The organism is Pelosinus baikalensis, assembly GCF_020819555.1.
Taxonomy (GTDB): Bacteria; Bacillota; Negativicutes; order DSM-13327; family DSM-13327; genus Pelosinus; species Pelosinus baikalensis.
This window is the reverse complement of the sequence record NZ_JAJHJB010000003.1, coordinates 151141-175752: the sequence shown is the minus strand read 5'-3', so window position 1 is coordinate 175752 and position 24612 is coordinate 151141. Positions and strand designations below refer to the sequence as shown.

The following is a 24612-nucleotide window of genomic DNA, read 5'->3' as shown; positions in this document are numbered from 1 at the left end:
AGTGTTTTCTAGATGGTTCAATATTGCTAAATAAAAACGGAAGTCTTACAAGTGGAGTATGCTTGTGCTATACATAAGTATAGCACCGTTTTTATGAAGAGTATTATTGGCAGCGCCAAAAAGGGAGGAAGATAGAATGGCAAAAATTTTATTGAAAAATGCTGAAGTATTAGGTGCAGATGGTATTGTTAAGTCAGCTGATATTGCAGTAGAAGGTACCTTAATTCATCAGCTTGGTGAAATATCAGCTGAGTGGCACGCTGACAAGGTGATCGATTGCACAAATAAATTGGCAATACCTGGTTTAGTTAATACACATACACACGCAGCTATGACGCTTTTTCGTAGCTATGCTGATGATATGGTACTAATGGATTGGTTGCAGAATAAGATTTGGCCAGCTGAGGGAAATTTAGTTGCTGAAGATGTGTACTGGGGTACATCATTAGCAATTGCAGAAATGATAAAATCAGGTACTACTACTTTTTCCGATATGTATTTTCACATGCCTCAAGTAGCTGAAGCTGTAGCTGAAAGTGGTATAAGAGCTGTATTAGCTAGAGGTATGGCAGGAGTAGCACCAAATGGTGAACAAGCATTGATAGAAAGTGAAGATTTTTTCCGACAATATCATAATGCTGCTGATGGTCGTATTACTGTAATGCTTGGACCTCATGCGCCTTATACTTGTCCGCCGGAATATTTGAAGCGAGTGGCGAATCTGGCACAACGTTTAGGAGCAGAAATTCACATCCACTTATCTGAAACATTCGGAGAAGTAGTTGAATGTAAAAAAAAGCATGGAAAATCGCCAATTGAATTAATGAAAGATCTGGGCGTACTTGAATGTGGCGTATTAGCTGCTCATTGTGTGCATGTATCGGATGCAGATATACTTCTTATGAAAGAGGCAAATGTTAGAGTTGCTCATAATCCTGGAAGTAATATGAAATTAGCAAGTGGCGTTGCTCCTGTACCTGCTATGTTGAAAGCGGGGTTATGCGTAGGGTTAGGTACCGACGGTGCTGCTAGTAATAATAATTTAGATATGCTGGAGGAACTAAGATTAGCAGCTATGTTACATAAGGTTCATGCTCTGGATCCATTATTGATACCTGCTAATACTGCAGTAAGCATGGCTACAGCTAATGGTGCTCAGGCTTTGGGGCTTGGCAATGTAGCGGGTAGGATTGCACCTGGGCTTAAAGCCGACATTACATTATTTAATATGCATGCTCCTCACTGGTATCCACGTCATGATAGGGTATCACTACTAGCATATTCTGCTGGAGCTGGGGATGTTCATACAGTAATGGTGGATGGTAAAATTCTATTAGATAACAAATGTTTAACGACCATTGATGAAGAGCGGCTCATGTATGAGGCTGATAGACGTGGCAGGCACCTAGTTCAGCATCAACCCTAATCCTGTGTGTGTCGGGGTATTTTTCGTAAGCCTGTGCTGGTGTCAATCGGAATACGTCCGGTATGCTTCATTCCTTCTCCTTGTTTTACTAAATATCCCCTCGCCGCTATATTTATAGTTTTAAAGTTGATGCTGTACTAGTCAAATAAAAGTTTTAAAACATAGTTTTCTTTCATAAGTTAAATCGAATCAAAAGGATTTAAAGAGGATTTAAAGCCAAATATCACGAATACATAATTCTAACAGGAATGGATTAGTTATTTTAAGGAGGTATGAATGATGCGTGCTTTAAATTTTTATTCATCCAATTATCATAGCCAATTAATCTGTAGGCGTAAGACTTGCACCATTCGCCGCGGAGATAAAACTCATAAATACAATGAGGGTGATATTATATGGGTAACAGTTGGAAAACGCTTTGCTCAAAAGAAGAAAATATATACCGCTGTTATTGATCGAGTTTTAGTTAAACCCATATCTCAATTAACAAAAGAAGATTTACAAGGAGAGAATCCTGAAATTACGAATGTTGATGATTTGATGGTCTTTTTACAAAGTATCTATGATAAGACATTTACATTAAGTGATACTGTGACTGTAGTGTATTTTTCAGAAATTATTGAATAAGTATTCTACCGAAATTTTTTATGCGTATAATATAAACTATATTATAAATATATTTATTTTTGAGGAGTGTTTATAGCATGTTAGAAACAAAAGTTCCAGTAGGTATTTCAGCAAGACATATCCATGTATCCCAAGCAGATTTGGATATTTTATATGGAGAAGGGTATCAGCTCACTATTAAGAAAGACTTATTACAGGTAGGGCAGTTTGCTGCTAATGAAACAGTGGATTTGGTTACAGAGAAATCTTCTTTTAAAAATGTTCGAATTTTAGGACCTGTGCGTAAGCAAACTCAGGTGGAAATAGCTCTTACAGATGCTTTAAAGCTTAAAATAGGCATTCCAGTTCGTGAGTCAGGAGATACAAAGGGCTCTGCCGGCATTACTGTTGTTGGACCTAAAGGTACAGTGACTCTTGAAGAGGGTGTTATTGCTGCAGGGCGCCATATCCATATGAGCATTGATGATGCTCAAAAATTTGGTGTACAGGATAATGAAATTGTCAAAGTGCGTTGTGACGGCGAAAGAGGTTTGACTTTTGATAATGTATTAATAAGAGTTCATGAAAACTTCCGCTTGGAGATGCATATTGACACTGATGAAGCAAATGCAGCAATGTGCAAAAATGGCTGTACAGTTGAAATAATTAAGTAGTAAATAAAAGAAAAGACTTGATCAACTTTCTAGAAAACGTTGATCAAGTCTTTTGGCATTTATAAACGATCAAACAGTGTACCAGATTAACAAAAAGCGTTAAATTTCAGCTTTCTTTCAGAATGAAGTTTTATAATTGTTTTAAACAATACGGATGACAAACTAGCGCCTTTTGTTATGCTGTTTATAATAGAAATACTATCCTCTCTTTTATATTTTTATCAGTGACAGTACTTCCATAATCGCTGACACTAGATCTGATAACAAAACATAGCAACAATGTTGTATGTACTATGATTATAAAAGGAACATATTGAATTTTATAGCATATCTTTTGTTTTTATACTGGGCAGATTATGATAAAATAGAGTCTAAAGTAGATACTAACCAAAGTTAGTTAGCTAAGTACACTATGCCTAAAAATGATTTAGCACCTTTTTGCGCAACAATTTCTAATTCAGTAATGTAGAAAATACATTTAAAAAAATTATTTTCTACAAAAAAGAATCATTCGACGATAGAGGTTTAAGTAGAGCCCTATCAAATAGGAAGGGATAAAAGAGGATGCAAATTTTACTTGCTGAAGATGATCTTCGCCTTGGTAGATTAATCAAACATATGTTTGAAAGAGAAGGAGCGAAAATAGACTGGGTAGTGGAAGGCGAAGCGGCATTTGAGTATGCAGTTTATTCTTCTTATGACATTATTATTCTAGATTGGATGATGCCTGGAGAAAGTGGGCTCAGTGTATGTGATCGATTAAGAAAGCATGGATATCAAGGAATCATTTTAATGTTAACGGCTAAGGATGCAGTAGAAGATCGGGTTTCAGGTCTTGATACAGGGGCTGATGATTATCTTGTTAAACCCTTTGAATTTTCTGAACTAATGGCTCGAATTCGTGCCCTTTTACGACGCAGTAATAATAAACTGATAGAGGATATTGTTATAATTGGAAAGCTTATTTTCAATAGGACCACCAAAATTATGAAGTATGATTCAAGGGAAATTTGTCTTTCTGGAAGAGAGTTTCAAATGTTGGATTTGCTTATTCAAAATAGAGGTCAAGTAGTTCCTCGTGAGGTCATATTAGATCGCGTGTGGGGACTTGAATCTGAGGTAACATCAAATAATTTGGATGCCTATGTCCGGCTTTTACGAAAGAAGATAGACCCGCCTGATGGTAAGACATTTATTCATACTGTTCGGGGAGTTGGATATAGGTTGGAGGAATAGTGTTTAGTAGAATTAGAAAACATCTTACTTTTTTATATTCAGGAATTATGGTTTTTTTTCTGCTGACTTTTGTAGGATTTACCTATATTGGGTTAACATGGGCTGTTTATTCAGAAGAAAAGCAGGAATTGCTTCTTTTTGCGGAAGAAGAGGCTCAGGAGCATTCTTTGTTTTTGCAGCACCAGGAATTACTGCGGCAAACGCCTCAAGATGAATATCGGGGAGGAAGAATGTTTTTCTATGCATTTGGCAATGATGGAAAGCTTGCTAACGCAGCAGAAGCTTCCTCTATATTTCGGGATCGTATTGTGGAAAAAATTAATACATGGGATGTCGAAGATGGAGATGTAGTGCTATTGATGCCAGACGTACATAATAATAGGGCAATCGTTATGATGGCGTCTCTTCCGGTAATGTATGGCGAAGAGCATTTAGGAAAGATATATGTAGGACGAGATGTTACTGCATTTTATCAAGTATTAAAGAATGTTTTTCTCATTTTGACAATTATATCTCTACTCTTTCTTTTTCTTGCCTCAGGAGGAGGTTATATGATGGCAGGTCGTGCCATTATTCCCATAAAGAAGTCTTATGATCGCCAGCGGGAATTTGTTGCAGATGCATCTCATGAACTTCGGACACCATTAAGTATATTCATGGCCTCTGTAGAAGCCATACAAAGAGATAAGGAGAGCAAAATATCCCCTTTTGCTGAGATAGTATTGGCTGATATGAAAGATGAGATAAAGAAAATGTCTAAGACTGTTAGTGATATGTTAACTTTAGCACGAAGTGATGCCGAGGCAACTATGATTCTGAAAGAAAAATTTAACTTAATGAATATTATTGAACAAGTTTTACGCTCATTACAGCCTTTAGCTAATGAAAAAAACATCCAACTCAGTTTTGAAAACCAAATAGAAAAAGTAATTTTGGCGGATAAGGAACGTATTCGCCAACTGCTTTTAATTCTGTTAGATAATGCAATAAAATATACTCCACCTCAAGGAAAGGTATCTGTTGGATTGGAATTTTCTACAAAAGTACCTGATATTAAGATCATAATAAAAGATTCTGGAATGGGAATTCCTGCTGAAGATCAAGAGCTCATCTTTGAACGATTTTATCGTGTTGATAAAACTCGTTCAAGAGAAATTGGTGGAACTGGATTAGGGTTGTCCATTGCAAAATGGATTGTATTAGCTCATGGAGGAAGTGTGAAAATAGAGAGTCAGATGGGGAAAGGATCAACATTTATAATCATCTTACCACAGTAAAACCCGGAGGTTTATTACTGTGGATTTTTTTGTAAATATCTTACTGTATTAACGAATTTGTATAATATATTAAGTGAAAAAAATACACCATAGGGTTAGTTTTTTACATATTATGTGACACCGTATTGCATCTGCTATTCATAGAATATAGTAAGTGTGTATATGAGGTGATGTTATGACTGACAAAAGTAATGAATACAAGTTAAATAATAGAAAACAAAAGGTAGGAGTAGCCTTGAGTGGCGGTGGCATTCGAGGTATGGCACACATAGGAGTACTAAAAGTATTAGTTGAACATAACATTCCGATTGATATGATTAGCGGGACCAGCGCAGGTGCGATCATTGCTAGTATGTATGCTTGTGGCTATACTCCACAACAAATGCAGAATATGATACAAAATATTAAAATGGATGAGCTAATTGACTTAAATGTTACTGTCGGCGATCTCTTCAAGCACGGTATGAAATGGTTGTTTAATGGTACGTTTCGTTTTTGGTCTGTATTACCTACTGGTTTTATAAAAGGGGAAAAGGTAGAACAATATTTTTATCATTTATGGCAGAATAAGACTGTAAGAGATACCCAGATTCCAATTGCCATTACGGCTGTTGATTTACATTCTGCAGATACTATATTCTTTACTACTCCAGTCTTTGATCGCCGTGGTATTTTAAATGCAAGATATTATCATAATACCTCATTAACAGAAGCTGTTCGTGCAAGTATTTCAATACCAGGAATATTCTTTCCAAAGAAATATCGAAGTATGACATTAGTAGATGGGGCAGTTAAAAATAATTTGCCAACTGATATTTTGCGTCATATGGGGGCTGATATAGTAATCGGAGTGGATTTAGGCTATGATGGTCAGTTTAACTATGATATTAAGACTGTAGGGGAAATATTAATACAATGTATTGAAATAATGGGGCGGGAAGTAACCTTACTTAAAGCAGAGCAATATGCTGATATTATTATTCGCCCTAATACTTTTGAAACAAAATTTAAAGATACGAAACAAGCTTTGCTATGTATAGGTCAAGGAGAACAAGCTGCAAAAGATAAATTATCATTGATAAAAGCCTTATTGAATAATTAATCATAAACCTATAGTAGTTATTAATTACCGCTTTTTTATTAGGCGGTCTTTTTATGATTTTCATCAGTGAAATTAAGTATAGCGATAATGAAAATAGCTGCTCTGATAGAGCAGCCAATACAAGTAAATACATTCTTAAAAAATACTACATATTGCAGACAAATATAGAGATGAATGTTGCTTATTGATGAGCTTTTTTTTCTTCTTTGGAATCTTTAGATGATATGGTAGTGGTTTTCATATTTTTCAATGCTTGTTGTTGTTTACTCCATTCATTCGTACGATCAGGATGCTTTTCACCCATAATTATCACCTCCTGATTTAGTTTTCCCAAGGTTTTTTATTAAATTCAACGTATATTATTCTAAAAAAACATGGGAAGATTTAGTTAATTATAGTTAAAAGCCTAATTCCAACTCATTTGTTGGATTTAGGCTTTAACTATAATTCAGATTTAATTGCTAGAAGTAATGGTGGTAGCATCTGTATCGCAGATACCGCCAGGAGCAATAAATAAAATTTGTTCAACATTAACAGCGATAATTGTACCTACGGGGAATTCCGGTCCATTTATTACATCAACTGGACACGTTAATTGTAATAGAATAAATTCGGAATCCTCCTGCACACTAACATAAGTTGGTTCCTTACAATGGCGGTTTTCTATTTCGCCTAGAAATGTTCCAGTTAAAGAGTATTCTTCGAGTACTACCGTTACAATTAAGCCACCAGTAAGATCAAAACCCTTTCCTTTTGGATATTTCATTGTCTCTGCTCCTTCATTCATTTTAGTCATATATAATAATCACCTGCTGTATACTATTCGTGGATTATAGTAAAGGTGACATAGTAAGTTATTGTTCATTATCTTTTATTAAAATACAAAAAATTTAACGAATAAATGAGTGCTGAACTGTAACAATATATTAAAATGAAACCATGTCTGGAAAAAGAGTGATGGAATTAGTGGAAAAGGAAATCAAGACGATTAAAATATAACATTGATAGCAATACTTATTATCAAATCAATTAAGATCATTGCTAAATTTTAATAGTTCAAACTTTTAGCAAAGTAATAATGAAAATATAATAAGTAGGAGAAAAAACTAGCCATTCATAATTGAGCTAGTTTTTTTTATTAAAAGTTGATCGTATCATCTTAAGCTTGTTTGATAAACTGATTCATTTAAGCTATAATATTGAAGAATAATGTAGAATTTATGGGAGTTGATATATATGTCAAAACCAGATCAATATAATGTAGAAATACCATCAAATGAAGTGAAGGATTCCAATATAAAATATTTTACTACGTATACTTATGGTTGCCAAATGAACCATCATGACTCTGAGCGATTAGCTGGTCAACTTAAAAGTATTGGTTATGAATATACTGAGAGTCTAGAGGACGCCAGTTTTATTTTAATTAATACTTGCTGTGTACGAGAAAGCGCTGAGAAAAAAATCTATGGTAAAATCGGAGAACTAAAAAATTTAAAAGTAAGCAATCCGAATCTCATTATTGCCATTGCAGGTTGCATGGCTCAAAAGGATAAAGAAAAGTTATTTAAAAAAGCTCCACATATCGATTTAATTATTGGTACTCACAACGTGCATCAGTTAGTAGAGATTGTAAAAGAGTTTGAGGAATCAAAAGATCGCGTTTTAGCGGTTTGGGATCAAGCCGAACGTTTAGCACCTGACGTACCTACGATACGTCGCGGAAAAATTTCAGCGTGGGTACCTATTATGTATGGTTGCAATAATTTTTGTACATATTGTATTGTACCTTATGTGAGGGGACGTGAACGGAGCCGCCCTTTACATGATATTATAGAGGAAATTTATCAATTAGGACTAGACGGATTTAAAGAGATTACATTATTAGGACAAAATGTTAATTCCTATGGCAATGATACAAAAGAATATGGTGATTTTGCTGATTTACTTAAGGCCGTTGATCAAGTGGAAACCATTGAACGTGTTCGCTATATGACATCTCATCCACGCGATATAAACGATAAGGTAATTGATACGATTTTAAATAGTAAAAAAATCTGTGATCATTTTCATTTACCTGTTCAGTCAGGTAGTGATACCATTTTAAAAATGATGAATAGAGGCTATACAACTGACTATTATCGTGAGCTAGTTAGAAAAATTCGCAAAGCTATTCCTCATGCGAGTCTTACTACTGATATTATTGTAGGTTTTCCTGGTGAAACTGATGAATTATTTCAAGAAACTCTTGAATTTCTTAAAGAAATTCGCTTTGATGCTTCCTATACATTTTTGTATTCCAAACGTTCTGGTACACCAGCAGCTACAATGGCTGATCAAGTACCTTTGGTAGTCAAAAAAGAAAGACTGCAAAAATTAATGGATGTACAGAATGATATAAGTTTAGAAATTAATCAACAATTTACAGATACTGTAGTAACTGTTATAGTGGAGGGTCCTAGTCAAAGAGATGAGAACAGGCTTATGGGGCGTACCACCACTAATAAGATAGTTCTATGGGACAAGCAAGGAACAGAGGAAGTTGGTCAGCTTGCAAATATTAAAATTACAACTGCACAAACCTGGATATTAAAGGGAAAACTAATTGATTAACATTATTTATATAACGACATCCTTTTTTATAATCTCGACTACACCAAGGAAGAGAGGCGAACACCTATGACGATAAAGTATACCCCTATGATGGAACAATATTTGGAGATTAAAAGTAAGCATGAAAATGAAATTTTATTTTTTCGTATGGGAGATTTTTATGAGATGTTTTTTACGGATGCAGAGCTGGCATCACGTGAATTAGAAATTACACTTACAGCAAGAGATGGCGGACAACGTGTTCCTATGTGTGGTATACCTTATCATGCAGCAGATACTTATATTGCGAAGTTGATTAGCAAAGGCTATAAAGTAGCCATTTGTGAACAAGTCGAAGATCCAAAGCAAGCCAAGGGGATCGTTAAGCGTGAGGTTATCAAAATTATTACTCCGGGTACCATAATTGCCGAAAATCTTTTACCAGATAATAATAATAACTATCTGGCAGTGTTATATGAAGAAGAGGAAGAGCTAATTCTTGCTGCTGCCGATATTTCAACAGGTGAATGTCTCTGGGCAACCTTTTTAGGCTCTCAGCGATTAACAGCATTATACGATCAATTATTTCGATTAATGCCTACGGAGTTAGTATTAGCAAGCAAAATTGAAAACATCGAAAAGTTAAATACTTTTATTAGTAATCGCATATCTCATTGTACTCATACAACGTTAGCAATTGATAATCTAAAGCTAGTTAGCGATTTACCAAAGCAGCATTTTATGATGGATGATTTGCCTCAACAAGACGTGGCTCTTGCTGCCATTGGTTGTTTATTATATTATTTACACCAGACGGTAAAAACCGATTTGTCACATATCAATCGGCTTATAAATTATAATGCATTTGAATATTTGACAATTGATTCGACCAGTATGCGTAATTTGGAGGTGACACGCAACGTAAGAGATGGGGGTAAAAAAGATACCCTGCTTTATGTGTTAGATTATACAAAAACGGCAATGGGTGGCCGTTTGCTCAAAAAGTGGTTGGAATACCCATTAATGAATACAACTCATATTATACAGCGACAAGACTCTATTGCAGAACTTTTAGAAAAACCCACATTGCGTCAAACCATCCATGAAACATTAGCTAATATTTATGATCTTGAACGAATTTTAACTCGTATTGAAGTAGGTACTGCAAGCGCTCGTGATTTAATTGCCTTAAAATCCTCATTAGTGGTATTACCTACGATCAAAGAGCAGCTACAAAAAACCAATACGATCTTTTTAAGTAATTTACACTTTTATCTGCATACTCATGTCGATCTTGTTACCTTAGTTGATACTGCTATTGTAGATAATCCACCATTCTCTGTGCGTGAGGGTGGCTTAATTAAACGAGGCTATGATCTAGAATTAGATGAATTACATACGATAGCGCGAGACAGTAAACAATTTGTGCAGGATATTGAAACGAGAGAAAGAGAAAACACCGGTATTAAGTCTCTCAAAGTCGGATATAATAAAGTTTTTGGCTATTATATTGAGGTTACTCATTCTCATACTGCTTCTGTTCCACTTAGCTATGTTCGAAAACAAACCCTAGCAAATGCGGAACGCTACATTACGCCTGAGTTAAAAGAATTTGAGTCTAAGATTCTCGGTGCTCAAGAAAAAATTGTTACGATTGAATATCATCTGTTTTCTAAAATACGGGATCATATTAAAGTATATATTAAAGAAATTCAAGAAACAGCCAGACAATTAGCGCAGCTTGATGCTATTATTAGTTTAAGTGAAGTTGCTTTTCGTCATAATTATATTAGACCTACAATAACCCAAACAAGAGAAATCACTATTAAAGATGGTCGTCACCCGATTGTGGAGCGACTGTTAAAACGGGAATTATTTGTTCCTAATGATAGTGAACTAAACCATCATAGTAATGAAATCATGATTATTACTGGTCCTAATATGGCAGGTAAATCCACTTATATGCGCCAAGTCGCATTACTTGTACTTATGGCACAAATCGGTAGCTTTATTCCCGCCCGAGAAGCGATTATTAGCCCTGTTGACCGAATTTTTACCAGAGTAGGAGCCAGTGATGATTTATCAACCGGACAAAGTACATTTATGGTAGAAATGAATGAAGTTGCACAAATACTAAAGCATGCTACATCACAAAGCTTAATTATTTTAGATGAAATTGGACGAGGAACGAGTACCTTTGATGGGATGAGTATTGCTCGCGCTGTAATTGAATACATCAAAGAACGTATTAAAGCTAAAACATTATTTGCGACTCATTATCATGAGCTTACAGAACTAGCTGATTATCATAAAACCGTTAAAAATTATTCCGTCGCAGTAAAAGAGAGAGGGAGCGATGTAGTTTTTTTACGCCGCATAATCCCTGGTGGCGCAGATAAAAGCTATGGTATACATGTAGCCCAGTTAGCAGGCTTACCACAAAAGGTAATTAAACGAGCGCAAGAACTGTTAGTAGAATTGGAACAAAATCATGTACAATCACAAAATCTTTCTCTTTCTGTAGCGGAATCTGCTGCTGCCACCACTCCCATATCCCTATTCACGTCATCGACGGTAGATGAATTATTAGCAATAGACATTACAACAATTACTCCCATTGAAGCGATCAATATTCTCTATCAATTACAAAATCAGGCAAAACAGGAGTCTGGTAAATTATGAGCTTTATTCATGTCTTAGATGAAAATACAGCGAATAAAATTGCTGCAGGAGAAGTGGTTGAACGCCCATCTTCTATTGTTAAAGAACTTGTTGAAAATTCTATTGATGCACAAAGCAAAAATATCGAAATTGAAATTGCTGAAGGCGGTATTGGTTTTATTCGAATAACTGATGATGGTATTGGTATGAGTTCTGAGGATGCACAACTTGCTATTTTACGTCATGCTACGAGTAAAATTAGTGCAGCGGAAGATTTAGCAACAATCACCTCATTAGGATTTCGTGGCGAGGCTCTCCCTAGTATTGCAGCAGTGTCTAAGTTTTCTTTGACCACCCGTCTTCATGATAATCAATCATTGGCAACGTATGTAGAGGTGGTAGGAGGAATTACCACTGACATCCGAGAAGCAGGTGGAAGTGTAGGTACAAGTATTGTCGTTAAAGACTTATTCTTTAATACTCCTGCTCGCAAGAAGTTCTTAAAAACGCCCTCTACTGAAAGCTCTCATATTCATGATATTTTAACGAAAATTGCGTTAGCCAATCCTAACATTGCCTTTAAGTTGATTAATAATAATCGATTGGTTCTTTCTACTCCTGGTAATAATCAGTTACAGGACACATTAACTAATATATATGGACAAAAAATTGCTCCTGATTTGTTGCCAGTTCATTATGAAAATACAATTGATAACATAAAAATATCCGGTTATTTATCTAAACCGACCTTGCTAAAAAGTAGTCGTCAGTGGCAAACTGTTATTGTTAATGCAAGAGTGATCAATAGTCGTTCAATAGCGAAAGCTCTGGATAATGCGTATCATTCTTTATTACCTAAGAGCGGATATCCTTTGGCTGTTTTAAATCTTAGCGTTCCCACAGATACGATTGATGTCAATGTTCATCCGCAGAAAAGTGAAGTTAAATTCAGTGATGAACAAAAAATTTTTAGAGCTGTATATAAGGCTGTCATAGAGGTTTTGTCTGCACCGCATGCTCCTGATCAACTGGCAGCTACGGTTGAGTTTAAACCTAACCCCAGCTCTTATTCTCATTCTGCTTCGAATTCATATACGAATAATGACTACAAAAAGCCTTATAATGCTGCTTCTGTTCCTATAGTAAGTTCTTGGCAAGAAACTCCGCTTCCCCTAAATGTAGTGCGAGATACATTAGAGAAGGAAGAAATGATGTTCTTCGATACACCAGCTCCTAATGTGATATCAAGAATTACAGAGGATTCTCAGTTTACGTTATATCCTCTAGGACAAGTCGATGATTGCTTTATTATCAGTAAAGGTCCTGATGGTTTGTACATTATTGATCAACATGCAGCCCATGAACGTATCCTTTATGATAAAATGAGTCAACACACAGAGCGTATTCCTTCACAACAATTACTAGTACCTTTATTTTTGGATTTTGATACTACTGAAATTAATATTATTTCAGAATATCATGATACTTTCTACAAATTAGGATTCACGCTAGAATTAGCCGGACCTAATACCATGCGTTTATCTGAATTACCTAGTGATATTCCATTGTCAGAAACCGAGGCGTCGATTAGGCAAATATTAGAATATATTCAAAATATGCATGATCCTAATCCACAGGAATTACGTCATCACTGCCTGCAAATAGCATCTTGCCGTGCTGCGATTAAGGCTGGGGAAACACTGAATATGCGGCAAATGCAAGCTTTAATTGGGGAATTGTGTAATACCCATTTGCCCTATACTTGTCCTCATGGGCGGCCTGCAATGATACGTTTTACTCCTAAAGACTTATATAAAATGTTTAAACGTACATAAATTCTAAGCAACTTGACTATACATTAAAGATACTTTGTTATAAATTAAGATCAAAATATTTGTATTAGATAATAGGTGATGGAATGGACTTACTAGTGACAACAATACAATCCCCTTCCTGCGCAATAGAAGAATTAGCACAAGAAATAGCGAAAACATTACAAGTTCCTTTAATCTCTCGGGATCGTTATTCAATTACCGCACTAAAAAACAACTATCAAGTGGAAAATATAGTTGTCATTACGAAAAATGGTCCAATTGTCCATACACTAGGCGGTGAGTATTTTTTTCATTTAAATATGGCTGAATTGCGAATAGAAAATCTAAAAAATGGTAAAAATGACCATATGATAACAGCTATGTCATTATCTGCAGGTATGTCAGTGTTAGATTGTACATTAGGATTAGCTACGGATGCAATTGTGGCCAGTTTTATTGTTGGTCCGACAGGGAAGGTCATTGGTATTGAAGCTTCACCTATTCTTGCCTTTGTCGCAAGTTATGGTTTACAACATTTTACCCATGAGAAAGAAGATATTACCAAGGCATTACGTCGTATTCAAGTGAAAAGTAAACATTGCCATGACGTTCTTATTAATTTGCCTGATAATAGCTTTGATGTCGTATTTTTTGATCCTATGTTTCGTCAGCCGATTTATAGCAGTTCAAACTTAAAACCTTTGCGCTATTTAGCTGATAATAGTCCCATAGCAGAAAGTACTTTTGCAGAAGCCTGTCGAGTAGCAAGAAAAAGGGTAGTTATTAAAGAAGCGTCTCGCAATAATGAGTTTGATCGTTTAGGCATTACTACTATTTACGGTGGAAAATATAGTAGTATTCAATATGGTGTTATTAAGGTGGAGAACTAAATTATGGAAAAGCTGATTGCTGTCATAGGACCAACTGCTGTAGGTAAAACGAAAGTGAGCATTGAGCTTGCAAAAATGTTGAATACTGAGATTATCTCTGGTGATTCGATGTTGGTTTATAAAGAAATGAATATTGGAACTGCTAAGCCTTCTAGTGATGAACGATCTAATATAACTCATCATCTAATAGACATTTTGGAACCCCAGGCAGATTTTAGTGTAGTTGATTTCACAGCGCTTGCCAGCCAACATATTACGAATATAAATCAAAAAGGAGTAATACCTATTTTAGCAGGTGGTACTGGGTTGTATGTAAAAGCCTTATTGGAAGGCTATCAATTTAATCCCACGCCTAGTGATGAGAAATTACGTATACAATTAGATGATTTAGCAAAAAAACATGGGAATCAATATCTTCATGATCGATTAGCAGCAGTATCCCCAGATACAGCTGCACGTTTGCATCCTAATGATTTACGCCGTATCATTCGTGCTTTAGAAATCTATTATCTTAGTGGTGAAACCGTATCCCAAAATAAGCTAATGGAGCAGCATAGACTTTTATATGATGCTGTTGTTATTGGGCTTACAATGGAGCGAAAGTTATTATATGAAAGGATTAATCAACGAGTCGATTTGATGATGTCTCAAGGCTTGGTAAATGAAGTAGAAAAATTGTTAAACAGTGGTATACCAGCTAACTGCCAGGCGATGCAAGGTATTGGTTATAAAGAAATCGTTAAGTACTTGCAAAAAGAAATCGATTTAGCTACGGCGATTGGCAGTATTAAACAAGCTACAAGGAATTTTGCCAAACGTCAATTAACTTGGTATCGGAAAATGCCATATATTATCTGGTTTGATGTAAAAATTTTCGATACAACAAATGAGATGATGGAAACTATTTACAAAGAAATTGCAGGAAAACGTAACCTTAGAATCGAATCATTAAGATAAAAATAAAAATCGGAGGGGTTTAACTATGCTAAATAAAGCTATTAACTTACAAGATAGTTTTCTAAACCAAATCCGCAAAGAAAACAATCTGCCTGTAATTATTTATCTTATTAACGGTTTCCAATTGAGAGGTGTCGTTAAAGGATTTGATAACTTTACTGTAATTATAGAAAATGATGGTAAACAGCAATTGGTATATAAACATGCCATATCGACGATTACGCCTCTGAGACCGCTATCATCAACTTCTCATGAAAAAAAAGAAGATAATAAATCAGATAAATCACTATAAAAAAATTCTAGGCATTTGCCTAGAATTTTTTTATCACCGTTTGTTGCATGTTGCGTATAATGTATATCATCTATAACCATAGGGTGGGGTGATTTAAATGACCTATGTTTATCCACAAGATGTTTTTGCAGCTGTTGGAAATGGCGAAATTTCACCGACTCAGGCATTTAAGTCTTTGCGAGAGTTAGATAATATAACTGCTCATCATACTAAAATCGATAATCGGCAAAAGCGAATAGAAGAAATCTTATATGAATTAGACCATTTAATAGGATTGTCAGAAGTGAAAAAATTAGTAAGAGAGATTTACGCATTTATTGAAATTCAGCGTCGACGCGTACAGGAAAAATTAAATACGGAACCATTAGTACTACATATGATCTTTAAGGGAAATCCAGGTACAGGAAAAACCACCGTGGCTAGGCTCCTTGGGCAAATATTTCGTGAGATTGGAGTATTACAACGTGGTCATCTTATTGAGGTTGAGAGAGCTGATTTGGTTGGAGAATACATTGGGCATACAGCCCAAAAAACTCGAGAACAATTAAAGAAAGCATATGGCGGCATCTTATTTATTGACGAAGCATACTCCTTAGCCCGGGGCGGTGAAAAAGATTTTGGTAAAGAATCTATTGATGTATTGGTAAGAACCAGTATGTAATGACCTAAAGGAATAAATGCATATACAATATGGTACCGTGGGTTTTTATAAAAACTTCAAATCAATCGTAAATTCAGGCTTGCTATTCTTGGCATAGGTAGTGTCAATTCGTTCAACATTTACTTTATCGAGTACAGCACGCATAGCAATCTTTCGTTCTTCCTCAGAGTAATACTGAGTATCTTTAAAGTATTTATTAAGATTCATTGCAATATCTGCGGGGCTAGTTTGAGATGTAAGAAAATTCAATTCATCATTCAAGCGTTTTGTTGTAACCTCAATGTCAATAAGTTGCTTGTTAATCTCATCTAACTGTTTTTCGGCATCACTGCCATTAATAATTTGTTGCCGAAACCATCGCATAATGGTTTCCTTTTGAGTGCTTATTTTTTTCTCAGTATCTTTTAGTTTTACCAAAGTGTTTTTAATCTTTGCTGTTGCAATAGGATTGCCAATATCTTGTGCGTATTGATCAATTAGTTCGGGGTTTTCTGCCAACTCATGTAACTTATCCCATACCAATTCATCTAGTATAACAGCAGGGATACGTCTGGCTGTACATTTATCATTTTCTAAGTACATATAGGATGTGCTAACTTGCGTTAAGCAAGTATAATAGCTGACCGGATTATTGCTATTCCCCGAATGTTTGATAGTCATTTTTCTCCCACAGCGTGCACAGCAGACTAGACCATTTAGAAGATAATCATTTTTTAAATTTCTTTTTGCTAAATCCTTATTCGATTGCAGTTGCTTTTGCGCAGAGTGCCAGGTGATTTCATCGACAATAGCAGGTACTTTGATGGGTATCCATTCAGATTCCGGTCGAGTCTCAATTGTACGAGTGTTAAAACCTGTCTTGGTAGATTTGTACTTCATACTATAAATAACGCCTCTATAGGCTGTATTCGTAAGTATGCGGTGTATGCTGGAGACAATCCAACGATTACCACGGGGAGCGGGGATACCTTCACGGTTCAATTCTTTGCTGATCAGGGCGGTACCCATTTTGTCTTTTATACACAAATCAAATATTTGACGTATAATAGCAGCTTGATCCTCATTTATAATATACATACTGTTAGCTTTATCATAGTCATATCCAAAACAGCGCCCATTGTTTACAAGCTTACCTTGGCGAGCCTTTCCCTTCTTACCGCGGGTTGTACGTTCTTTGATTTTCTCTTTTTCATAGGCGGATATGGCGCCTCGCATGGAGTAAAATAATTTTCCTTCAGGAGATGCTTCAAAGGTAACGGAGACAAACAGTAGTTTTGCTCCGGATTTTTCTATTTCATCCGTAATAATGAGTTGGTGAGCTAGGTTTCTGGCCAAACGATCAGGGTCGTATATAACAACTATATCAAATTCTCTTCTTTCTAATCCATCACGCAGTTGGGTGAGGGCAGGGCGATCAATATACTCCCCACTATAACCATCGTCAATAAACTCAACGAAAGCTGTTGCCCCCAATTCACTTGCCTTCTGGCGATTTTCCGACAACTGAGTCTCAAGAGAATATCCTTTCTCTGCTTGATCTGTTGTAGATACACGTATATAAAGTGCTGCAATCATATATAGCCTCCTATCCGTAACGAGGTTGATAAAGTCTAATATGTAATTACAAGAAATAGATGAGATTGTTATAGTTACTAACCTATAATAATTAAAAACAATCAGAGAGCAGCGTGGCTTAAGTTTGTTCAATAATGTCATTGCTTGATACAAAGAGAGATGTTTTTAATAAATAGTTGTCGATTAAATTGTTGCTTTTATTTTGGTACCATCACTTTTAATTAATAATAGAACAATAGTATTTTACCACGATATTACAATATTGGCATTTATATTTGTAGAATTAAAGGAAGAAATGATCTTTCGTAGAAATTGAGCAACTAGCATTAAAAATAGTAAATTGTGGTGTTGACTATACCAGTTAAGGTTTGCCCCCGTGAGCAGTGCTTTATGGTTAATCTGTTAGCATAAAAGAACCAGTAATGATCTACTCTACAGCCAATACCGATCTTACATACCTATACGCAGACTTTCGTCTACCTGTAAGCATTACACAACTCACACTGACCTTTGCTCAATTGCCACAGATCTCTCGCAATCTCTCGACAACGGACTCTCTATACTTCAAGCACCCATGACAGCATTCAACCGCTATATATTCCTTTTCTTAAGAATCAATACTATAATGTAAATTTTTAGCAGGAATTAGCAAATTAAATAGAGAAAGTAGCCATAACTCACTTTAAAGTAGTTGCCGCTCTATCAATGGCTCTATCATTTTTAGTGAAGATTAAGTAGGTGCAAGGGCATCGACATATGAGGGGGCGTTAGAACATATAAAATTACGTTTCTTGATTTAGTACATTGCTACTAATCATGGAGGTTGCGGAAAATGTTTCGAATCAATACATTAAAAAAGAAACTTGTTATTGGAGTATTCATCGCTTTTATTTGTCCTTATATGATCAGCAGTGTGAGTATTGTTGAATTTATTAAAGATGATGTAAAAAAACAATTTTATTAAATTGTCTGATCAACAGATTGATAATGTTGATTCAACAATTTCTAATGATATAATCAATCCCGCTTACTATGCAATCGACGTTTTATGCCGTGAAGATAGCACGAAACGATTGATAGAAACAATTGATAACCGTGTGATTGTATCGCCAACGGAACTTGACATAAGCCACTACCAATCGCTCGTATCTTACTATAAAACTCAACAATATATGGATGCTATTGGTATTGCCAGAGAAAATGGAGGATATTTTATCCTGGTGCGAGTGTTAGCCATCAAAGATGAAGGAGCCGGCATCAGTCAACATGTTATCGATAAGATCGGAATTCCTTTTATCACCATAAAAGATAATGGAACAGGACTTGGTCTTGCAATATGCTATAGCATTGCCCAACGTCATAATGCACGCATCGAATTTGTTACTAGCACGCATGGAACGATTTTTTATGTTTCATTTGCAATTGCATAATTTCTATTATTAGTTAATTTCTCCCTTTTTTTATATACTCTAATTAGATTATATAAAGAGAGGTGTAAACTAATGAACTACATTTGTTCTTTGAACCAAACTCATTTTAGGCAGATTATGGATTTACAAAAAGTTATTGCCGAGCATTTAACTAGACCTGACTTACTTAATCTTAATAATGACGAATTGATTTACGAAAAGCTAAAAATCCCGAATAGCGTCATAGGGGCATATGATGGAGGAAAATTAGTTGGCTATCATGTTATGAACATGGTTGAATTAACAAAAGAATTGATCAATATTGATGTAAGCTGGCTACCAGGCACAGTTACGAGAATCACTTAGTTAGGACCGACTGCAGTACATGCCATACAAGCCGTCTTTATTGGTATAGTACATCAGCCCAAATACATCTTAGATGCAGATATTGCCAAATGTTTTGATAGGATTGACCACTGGTCAAACCTTTGTAAACGCTTCATGACAATTCCACCGTTTATACACAAAGGCACAGCCTGCCATTTAACTAATGGAGTAAGGCTGTGCTTATTTCTTTTTTCAGACTAGATCATAATTGTCATTGTAAGCAAGAATTATTTTCTAAACTAAGTTCTAAGCTCGCTATAAAACTGCGCCAATTGCCCGATATCAGCAGGAGAATTAAACGTTACTACGCTAGACTCACCTTTACTTGAGATCTTATATTAAGGACATAGTTCATTGGTTACAGAAGCATCAAGATAGGAGCTGAAATGGCATTGGTCGCTGGATTTAAACCTTAAAAAATCATAGTTGTTAAAATTCAAAACAAGCTCATCAGGTAACAATTTAAAACTAAGCATTGATATGTCATGTTTATTATCCTGTAAAATCTTTTCAATACGAGCAAAGACACGCTGCTCGATGTCATACATTTCTTGCCTTAATTGCTCTTTCGTTATTACTACATGTTGTTCTGGAACTACTTGGCAGGACAATGGTTCAATAGAGTGGGTTGGCTTAGGGACATTTTTATAGTCTTTGCTGTAGTAGGCTGCAATGCTTCTTTACTAACCTCATTAAAAATTTCAGATAATGTTGATAGTAGGGATTCCTTTACCAATGGACGGTATCTTTCAATGGCTCCATTTGTTAATCGTATTTTACCAGTTTGCTTGATAATCAGTCTGATAAACTCGTCAGAAGGGTCATTGAATAAATTTCTCAACACTTCTTGTATTGAAATTACAGAGGATAAGTCCTCTGCTAGTTTAGTAATAACATTGTTTTCAATAAGTTTTTTTCTAAAGTGTGATAGTGTTTGTATATCTGCTTTTGTGATTGAAGAAAAATCAATTTGAAAGAATGGAGTAGTATCCATTATGTTTAGTTGTTTCACATCCAAAAAAAAAATTATATTTAACACCATCTGTTATAATAGCCAATTTTAATTCAGAGTAGAGTTAAAATAGCGGCATAATTTTAACATTGTGATTATCAAGCCTACTACCGACAGGCTTAGCTTCGATAAACATAATAAATTTATTATTCTTCAATACTGCATAGTCTACTTTTTCACCCTTTTTCTTTCCGAAGTCTATAACTGAACCAAACTCAAAAAATTCCTCACAAACTAGCATCGCATTCAATGAGGCAAAGAAATATTGTTTTGAGTTACTTTTTTACATCTCACACCCTAATTTACGGATTTCCTTCATCAATAAGTTGTAGCTATGCTCAGCAGTATATAAACTATTTTCCAAATTGATTTTAGAGATGGTGTCTATAAATAGATCCCAAAGTGACTGTTCACTGAGAGCTGACTCTTTCTTGATAGCAACTACACGAGCTACAACCCCAGGGGCTAAAAAGCTCATTTTTTCAGAAACAGAACCAGAATCCATAAGGCCACTTAAATCTCTATAACAAACTTCCAGCAATAATTCTAATTCTTTTGCATGATCTTTCATATCACCGTAGACGATAGACATGCCAAGGATGTTATTTCTATAGAGACCCCAGCTTTTCGATTGCTCGTATTCATGTAGTCTTTTAGTGAGCATTTCTAAAAATAGCTGATAATGATTTAATAGGGGATTCTCTTTTTTAAAATTATCGGCATTCCTAACGGATATACCTATATCATTTCGATGTCTGTGAGAATACATAATATGCTGATTGTCTGCTAATATCTCAATTGCCTTATCGGTACACTCAAAAAGAGAATTATTAAAGTATGCAGCAGAATCTTCTTCAGGAGATTCATTTATTATCCGGGTGATCAAAGCTTCCTTTTTTCCTGTGACATTTAATCCCTTATCCTTTAAATAGCACTTTAATTCCGGGAGCTTACATTTAGTCATATTAAATTTATAATCAGATTCTTGTAAATATCCATTATTAAATAGTTTTTCAATTACAGCTTGATAATCTAAATTGTATTCATGAGTCCAATATCCCGCGATGTTCGGATCTCTAATACTTTTACTATTTATATAATCTAAAAAAAGTATTTCGTAAGGAGTAAGAGGTGAGTAGTCCTTTTTTGAATTGCTAATGTTGTTTATATTTATGGCTTTAGTTTTATTGCTATGTATTTTAGAAAACTCATCTGAGCGTTTCATAGCTTTTTCATATGCTTCTTTTTTAAATTTCTCGATTTCTTTATCTGATAATTCAATGATGTCTCTTCTTTGCCTTTTATTCAATATTTTGCCCGAGGGTTTATTATTTTCTAGATCTTTAGTTGATGTAAAAGCCCTTCTAACGAAATCAAATAATCCCATGTCGCGCATCTCCTTTATTATTAATTCCTATAACTAACCAACTCCACAATCCCTTCCTCCCTAACATATCGACCAAGATCATTGTCATATTTGAAACGACAAGCCCCCTCATCAAATAATAGCTGCCAAGCAAACTCATTAACCTCACGCTCCAAAGCGACCAGGGGAGAAGAAGATATGTTCGCCCCAGCCTTTGTGGAGTAGGGCATGTCTTGATTCATGAGCATACGTTTGCCGTTGCTTATATAGCTCTAGATCACTATTAATTACAATAAATTTGCGTCGAAGAACGCATAAAAACCGTGAATATGTAAAGGCAGAGAAGTTAATCTAATTTCAATTTTTAGTAGTCTGCAAGCTCATTCCGTTCTAATTTGAAATCCTGCATTAACAAACACATCCTTTCGATTTATAGTTGTTAACTAAAATTATTCTATAACAGGAAGAAAAACCCTGTATTAAATTGTAAAAAAATGATGGTATAGGAAGATTCTTAAAGCAAAAAAAGATTTTAGCAAGGAATATTAAAAGGAGTGGATTGCTTAAAAGAGATGTAATTCTGCTAAATGAAGCAATCCAAAGCAAGTGAAGCAATTATTGAAAACAAAAACAATTGTAAAGCGGACAATCATATTCAGCATAAACTGTATCAGGCAACGATTTGAATAGGAGGCGAAAATTTTGGAAAGTACCCAAAAGACCAATCGATCTAAAATATCGCCAGAAAAACTAAAAGAAATAAAAGTGCATTGGAGGATGCTAAATCAACCAACCCAAGAAGCGCTGAAGAATTACAATCGGATTTTAGCAAAGGCTCAACTTAGAGTTTACCACGAAGTATTTGGAAGCAAATAGCCGGTGCTCCGGCTGTAAAAAAAGTGGACAGGCGGTGATATGGTGAGCGAAAAAAGCTGGTTACATATAGATGGATAGCTATTATTGCTTTGCTGCTATGGTAGAAAAAGAGCCCGTCTTATAGGACAGGCTGAGTGGGGTGAAAAGAAAAAGTCACTTGCGTTGGCGCGCAAGTGACTTTAAAGGGTTAGATAAAAATTTTCACTATTTATTGTACCATGTTAGGGTACAGGTGGTAAATTCGGAGGCGTGATCGGCAGCAGGGGCGTTTTGATACGGCTAATAAGCTCTTACTTCAAAAAGATACTATTTTGGTCAAGGTAGCTGAATATGAGCAGGTGCAACAACAAGTTACGGTACTGCAGACTCAGAGATCAACAGACCAATTTGCAAACTGAGGCTGTGCACTTAAAAGAAGACTTGCTGGCGTTAGAAGAGCCGGAGTGGTATGGCAGAGACCTTAAATATCATCGTTGGTGATTGGGTTGGTTAGGTCTATAAGACGTATAATAGCGGTGAGCAGCTTCGTATAGATTTTGCTATTCGCTTTGCTTTAGCTGAACTGCTGGCTCGTCACGCTGGTTAAAGGTGGACTGGCTTACGATTGATGAGGGCTTTGGGAGTCAATCAGATGAGTTTTTACCGATGGTTATTGATGCGGTGAAGCGGGTTGCTAGTCGATTTGGTGTAGTGCTTGTCATTAGTCGTGTTAAGGCCGTTCAGGAAGTCTTTGACCAAAAGATATTCTTTAAGCCGGAGGATGAGTCCGTGGAAGTATTGGTGGCATAGCTCAGATACGCTTTTATTTACTGCTAAAACGAAGAGCATTCCACCATAAAGTAGAAACGGGGTAATAAAAGATAAGGTGCCCAGCACCTTATCTAAAGTGACATAATCTATCAATTATTTACCTCCTGTAAAAGTCAAGATAGAACAGCATATGCGGAAGGTAATAAAATGATTCCTATTAAATTAGAGGGGAGAAAAAATATCATAGATATTATGCTCCTGTTTTCTCGCCAGATTGCCAAGAATGCCATGGGATGGATTTGTACCAGTCGATAAGTCGAAGCCAACTGGTGCAATGGCTGAATGTAGTTGTAAGTAGAGGCTTGATATAGCCTGAATAAGATCATCATCGCACTTTTATTTTCTGGGAAATATTGGAATGTTCATATAATAATAACTTCACTTTCCCACTAGGGAGGGATGATTGTGGGACCATGTGTGCATTGTGGTCGGTTAACGGATGATGTAAAGAATACTTGCTCTCATTGCCAGCATCGTAAAGAAAAGAAGACTGCTGTTAATCCAGAGGTACGCAGCCAGATCGATAAGGCTGTTAAGATGGCGGAGCAATATCATAATGAGCATATGACTGAATATTTCATGGAAGAAATTAAGCGTCCAAACCGATTTTCACGAAGCATTTGTACCAAGTTCGTAGAAGACGAATTTGTGGCTATCGATATGCAGGAAGTTGTCGCCATGCATGTGCCTGGCCTGGCAGATATTGAATGGAGTAAGCCGAGACACCAGTGAACAGTCCTATCACCCTGAAATCGAGGGAATTAAACATGGTGCCTGATCTAAGAAATATCAAGAATATTGGCCGTGATTACAAAGATTCATGTCAATTGATTGGTTAGATAAAAAAAAGAACAAGACCTGCTCCGTTGATGGTCTTGACCCAGGAGAATATGTACAGGCTCCATTGTTATGGTCACCTGTTGGAAGAGAAAATGTGCACAATCATATTATTGCCAATTAAGGCATAGGATATACGCGGAAGGAGTAAG

At 35.7% G+C, this 24612-nt stretch carries 26 protein-coding genes; 19 read left to right on the top strand and 7 right to left on the bottom strand.

The features are described 5' to 3' along the window. Positions 1-136: 136 nt before the first annotated feature. From LMF89_RS03875 to LMF89_RS03850, 6 genes are all read left to right on the top strand, one after another. Entirely contained in the window at positions 137-1426 is a 1290-nt protein-coding gene (locus LMF89_RS03875; protein WP_229533957.1) for an amidohydrolase, read from the top strand. 279 nt (positions 1427-1705) lie between these two features. After that, positions 1706-2053: an ASCH domain-containing protein gene (locus LMF89_RS03870; protein WP_036681013.1), complete on the top strand. Its 348-nt coding sequence runs from the start codon at positions 1706-1708 to the stop codon at positions 2051-2053. A 77-nt stretch (positions 2054-2130) separates the two neighbouring features. Continuing rightward, positions 2131-2706, top strand: coding sequence for a phosphate propanoyltransferase (gene pduL / locus LMF89_RS03865; protein ID WP_229533956.1), 576 nt, complete (start codon positions 2131-2133; stop codon positions 2704-2706). Between the two features lie 564 nt (positions 2707-3270). Then, on the top strand, positions 3271-3942 hold the full coding sequence (locus tag LMF89_RS03860; protein WP_229533955.1) for a response regulator transcription factor: 672 nt from the start codon (positions 3271-3273) through the stop codon (positions 3940-3942). Next, a complete protein-coding gene (locus LMF89_RS03855) occupies positions 3942-5219 on the top strand; it encodes a sensor histidine kinase (RefSeq protein ID WP_229533954.1) in 1278 nt (425 codons plus the stop codon). The genes LMF89_RS03860 and LMF89_RS03855 overlap by 1 nt, the downstream gene beginning before the upstream one ends. A gap of 175 nt (positions 5220-5394) precedes the next feature. After that, the gene (locus LMF89_RS03850; protein WP_229533953.1) at positions 5395-6321 is read left to right on the top strand and encodes a patatin-like phospholipase family protein; all 927 of its coding nucleotides are present in this window, start codon (positions 5395-5397) and stop codon (positions 6319-6321) included. A gap of 181 nt (positions 6322-6502) precedes the next feature. Here LMF89_RS03850 and LMF89_RS25645 read toward each other — a convergent pair whose 3' ends face one another. Next, positions 6503-6625 (bottom strand): hypothetical protein, encoded by a 123-nt coding sequence (locus tag LMF89_RS25645; RefSeq protein ID WP_255710916.1) that lies wholly within the window; start codon positions 6623-6625, stop codon positions 6503-6505. 150 nt (positions 6626-6775) lie between these two features. After that, the gene (locus LMF89_RS03845; RefSeq protein ID WP_229533952.1) at positions 6776-7117 is read right to left on the bottom strand and encodes a hypothetical protein; all 342 of its coding nucleotides are present in this window, start codon (positions 7115-7117) and stop codon (positions 6776-6778) included. A 440-nt stretch (positions 7118-7557) separates the two neighbouring features. Between LMF89_RS03845 and miaB the strand changes: the two genes are divergently transcribed. From miaB to LMF89_RS03810, 7 genes are all read left to right on the top strand, one after another. Then, on the top strand, positions 7558-8934 hold the full coding sequence (gene miaB, locus LMF89_RS03840) for a tRNA (N6-isopentenyl adenosine(37)-C2)-methylthiotransferase MiaB (RefSeq protein ID WP_229533951.1): 1377 nt from the start codon (positions 7558-7560) through the stop codon (positions 8932-8934). Between the two features lie 66 nt (positions 8935-9000). Then, positions 9001-11595 carry a DNA mismatch repair protein MutS gene (mutS, locus tag LMF89_RS03835; protein WP_229533950.1) on the top strand — a complete coding sequence of 865 codons (2595 nt, stop codon included), beginning with the start codon at positions 9001-9003 and terminating at the stop codon, positions 11593-11595. Further along, positions 11592-13409: a DNA mismatch repair endonuclease MutL gene (mutL, locus tag LMF89_RS03830; RefSeq protein WP_229533949.1), complete on the top strand. Its 1818-nt coding sequence runs from the start codon at positions 11592-11594 to the stop codon at positions 13407-13409. The genes mutS and mutL overlap by 4 nt, the downstream gene beginning before the upstream one ends. A gap of 83 nt (positions 13410-13492) precedes the next feature. After that, entirely contained in the window at positions 13493-14278 is a 786-nt protein-coding gene (locus LMF89_RS03825; protein ID WP_229533948.1) for a class I SAM-dependent methyltransferase, read from the top strand. Positions 14279-14281: 3 nt separating this feature from the next. After that, complete coding sequence (gene miaA / locus LMF89_RS03820; protein WP_229533947.1) at positions 14282-15235, top strand: tRNA (adenosine(37)-N6)-dimethylallyltransferase MiaA; 954 nt, start codon at positions 14282-14284, stop codon at positions 15233-15235. A gap of 25 nt (positions 15236-15260) precedes the next feature. Next, positions 15261-15527 (top strand): RNA chaperone Hfq, encoded by a 267-nt coding sequence (gene hfq / locus LMF89_RS03815; RefSeq protein WP_007956510.1) that lies wholly within the window; start codon positions 15261-15263, stop codon positions 15525-15527. 97 nt (positions 15528-15624) lie between these two features. Beyond that, positions 15625-16188, top strand: coding sequence for an AAA family ATPase (locus tag LMF89_RS03810; RefSeq protein ID WP_229533946.1), 564 nt, complete (start codon positions 15625-15627; stop codon positions 16186-16188). Positions 16189-16233: 45 nt separating this feature from the next. Here LMF89_RS03810 and LMF89_RS03805 read toward each other — a convergent pair whose 3' ends face one another. Continuing rightward, positions 16234-17763: a recombinase family protein gene (locus tag LMF89_RS03805; RefSeq protein ID WP_229533945.1), complete on the bottom strand. Its 1530-nt coding sequence runs from the start codon at positions 17761-17763 to the stop codon at positions 16234-16236. Positions 17764-18595: 832 nt separating this feature from the next. Here LMF89_RS03805 and LMF89_RS25640 point away from each other — a divergent pair. The 3 genes from LMF89_RS25640 (at position 18596) to LMF89_RS03795 (ending at position 19538) form a co-directional block, all read left to right on the top strand. Beyond that, the gene (locus tag LMF89_RS25640) at positions 18596-18727 is read left to right on the top strand and encodes a hypothetical protein (protein WP_255710914.1); all 132 of its coding nucleotides are present in this window, start codon (positions 18596-18598) and stop codon (positions 18725-18727) included. A gap of 109 nt (positions 18728-18836) precedes the next feature. Next, positions 18837-19193 (top strand): ATP-binding protein, encoded by a 357-nt coding sequence (locus LMF89_RS03800; RefSeq protein WP_229533944.1) that lies wholly within the window; start codon positions 18837-18839, stop codon positions 19191-19193. A gap of 72 nt (positions 19194-19265) precedes the next feature. After that, the gene (locus LMF89_RS03795) at positions 19266-19538 is read left to right on the top strand and encodes a hypothetical protein (protein ID WP_229533943.1); all 273 of its coding nucleotides are present in this window, start codon (positions 19266-19268) and stop codon (positions 19536-19538) included. Between the two features lie 616 nt (positions 19539-20154). On the opposite strand, the gene LMF89_RS03790 is transcribed toward LMF89_RS03795, so the two are convergent. From LMF89_RS03790 to LMF89_RS26135, 4 genes are all read right to left on the bottom strand, one after another. Next, on the bottom strand, positions 20155-20553 hold the full coding sequence (locus tag LMF89_RS03790) for a hypothetical protein (protein WP_229533942.1): 399 nt from the start codon (positions 20551-20553) through the stop codon (positions 20155-20157). Positions 20554-20854: 301 nt separating this feature from the next. After that, the gene (locus LMF89_RS03785) at positions 20855-21958 is read right to left on the bottom strand and encodes an SAP domain-containing protein (protein WP_229533941.1); all 1104 of its coding nucleotides are present in this window, start codon (positions 21956-21958) and stop codon (positions 20855-20857) included. Between the two features lie 20 nt (positions 21959-21978). Beyond that, a complete protein-coding gene (locus LMF89_RS03780) occupies positions 21979-22179 on the bottom strand; it encodes a hypothetical protein (protein WP_229533940.1) in 201 nt (66 codons plus the stop codon). Further along, positions 22103-22288, bottom strand: coding sequence for an ImmA/IrrE family metallo-endopeptidase (locus LMF89_RS26135; protein WP_369412557.1), 186 nt, complete (start codon positions 22286-22288; stop codon positions 22103-22105). The genes LMF89_RS03780 and LMF89_RS26135 overlap by 77 nt, the downstream gene beginning before the upstream one ends. Positions 22289-22639: 351 nt before the next feature. On the opposite strand from LMF89_RS26135, the gene LMF89_RS03770 reads away from it, so the two are divergent. The 3 genes from LMF89_RS03770 to LMF89_RS03760 all read left to right on the top strand — a co-directional run bounded on the left by LMF89_RS03770 (position 22640) and on the right by LMF89_RS03760 (position 24355). Beyond that, entirely contained in the window at positions 22640-22813 is a 174-nt protein-coding gene (locus LMF89_RS03770) for a hypothetical protein (protein ID WP_200897017.1), read from the top strand. 588 nt (positions 22814-23401) lie between these two features. Continuing rightward, complete coding sequence (locus LMF89_RS03765; RefSeq protein WP_229533939.1) at positions 23402-23602, top strand: P-loop NTPase family protein; 201 nt, start codon at positions 23402-23404, stop codon at positions 23600-23602. 426 nt (positions 23603-24028) lie between these two features. Beyond that, positions 24029-24355, top strand: coding sequence for a hypothetical protein (locus LMF89_RS03760; protein ID WP_229533938.1), 327 nt, complete (start codon positions 24029-24031; stop codon positions 24353-24355). The last annotated feature ends 257 nt before the right edge of the window (positions 24356-24612 follow it).

What these genes read in the sequence shown, in the direction of transcription:
- miaB (WP_229533951.1), top strand. Translation starts at nt 7,558, where the DNA reads ATGTCAAAACCAGATCAATATAATGTAGAAATACCATCAAATGAAGTG.
- LMF89_RS03875 (WP_229533957.1), top strand. Translation starts at nt 137, where the DNA reads ATGGCAAAAATTTTATTGAAAAATGCTGAAGTATTAGGTGCAGATGGT.
- LMF89_RS25640 (WP_255710914.1), top strand. Translation starts at nt 18,596, where the DNA reads ATGTTTCGAATCAATACATTAAAAAAGAAACTTGTTATTGGAGTATTC.
- LMF89_RS03790 (WP_229533942.1), bottom strand. Translation starts at nt 20,553, where the DNA reads ATGGATACTACTCCATTCTTTCAAATTGATTTTTCTTCAATCACAAAA.
- LMF89_RS03870 (WP_036681013.1), top strand. Translation starts at nt 1,706, where the DNA reads ATGCGTGCTTTAAATTTTTATTCATCCAATTATCATAGCCAATTAATC.
- LMF89_RS03780 (WP_229533940.1), bottom strand. Translation starts at nt 22,179, where the DNA reads ATGAATCAAGACATGCCCTACTCCACAAAGGCTGGGGCGAACATATCT.
- LMF89_RS25645 (WP_255710916.1), bottom strand. Translation starts at nt 6,625, where the DNA reads ATGGGTGAAAAGCATCCTGATCGTACGAATGAATGGAGTAAACAACAA.
- LMF89_RS03860 (WP_229533955.1), top strand. Translation starts at nt 3,271, where the DNA reads ATGCAAATTTTACTTGCTGAAGATGATCTTCGCCTTGGTAGATTAATC.
- LMF89_RS03810 (WP_229533946.1), top strand. Translation starts at nt 15,625, where the DNA reads ATGACCTATGTTTATCCACAAGATGTTTTTGCAGCTGTTGGAAATGGC.
- LMF89_RS03805 (WP_229533945.1), bottom strand. Translation starts at nt 17,763, where the DNA reads ATGATTGCAGCACTTTATATACGTGTATCTACAACAGATCAAGCAGAG.
- LMF89_RS03850 (WP_229533953.1), top strand. Translation starts at nt 5,395, where the DNA reads ATGACTGACAAAAGTAATGAATACAAGTTAAATAATAGAAAACAAAAG.
- LMF89_RS03795 (WP_229533943.1), top strand. Translation starts at nt 19,266, where the DNA reads ATGAACTACATTTGTTCTTTGAACCAAACTCATTTTAGGCAGATTATG.
- mutS (WP_229533950.1), top strand. Translation starts at nt 9,001, where the DNA reads ATGACGATAAAGTATACCCCTATGATGGAACAATATTTGGAGATTAAA.
- LMF89_RS03845 (WP_229533952.1), bottom strand. Translation starts at nt 7,117, where the DNA reads ATGACTAAAATGAATGAAGGAGCAGAGACAATGAAATATCCAAAAGGA.
- LMF89_RS03825 (WP_229533948.1), top strand. Translation starts at nt 13,493, where the DNA reads ATGGACTTACTAGTGACAACAATACAATCCCCTTCCTGCGCAATAGAA.
- miaA (WP_229533947.1), top strand. Translation starts at nt 14,282, where the DNA reads ATGGAAAAGCTGATTGCTGTCATAGGACCAACTGCTGTAGGTAAAACG.
- LMF89_RS03785 (WP_229533941.1), bottom strand. Translation starts at nt 21,958, where the DNA reads ATGGGATTATTTGATTTCGTTAGAAGGGCTTTTACATCAACTAAAGAT.
- hfq (WP_007956510.1), top strand. Translation starts at nt 15,261, where the DNA reads ATGCTAAATAAAGCTATTAACTTACAAGATAGTTTTCTAAACCAAATC.
- mutL (WP_229533949.1), top strand. Translation starts at nt 11,592, where the DNA reads ATGAGCTTTATTCATGTCTTAGATGAAAATACAGCGAATAAAATTGCT.
- pduL (WP_229533956.1), top strand. Translation starts at nt 2,131, where the DNA reads ATGTTAGAAACAAAAGTTCCAGTAGGTATTTCAGCAAGACATATCCAT.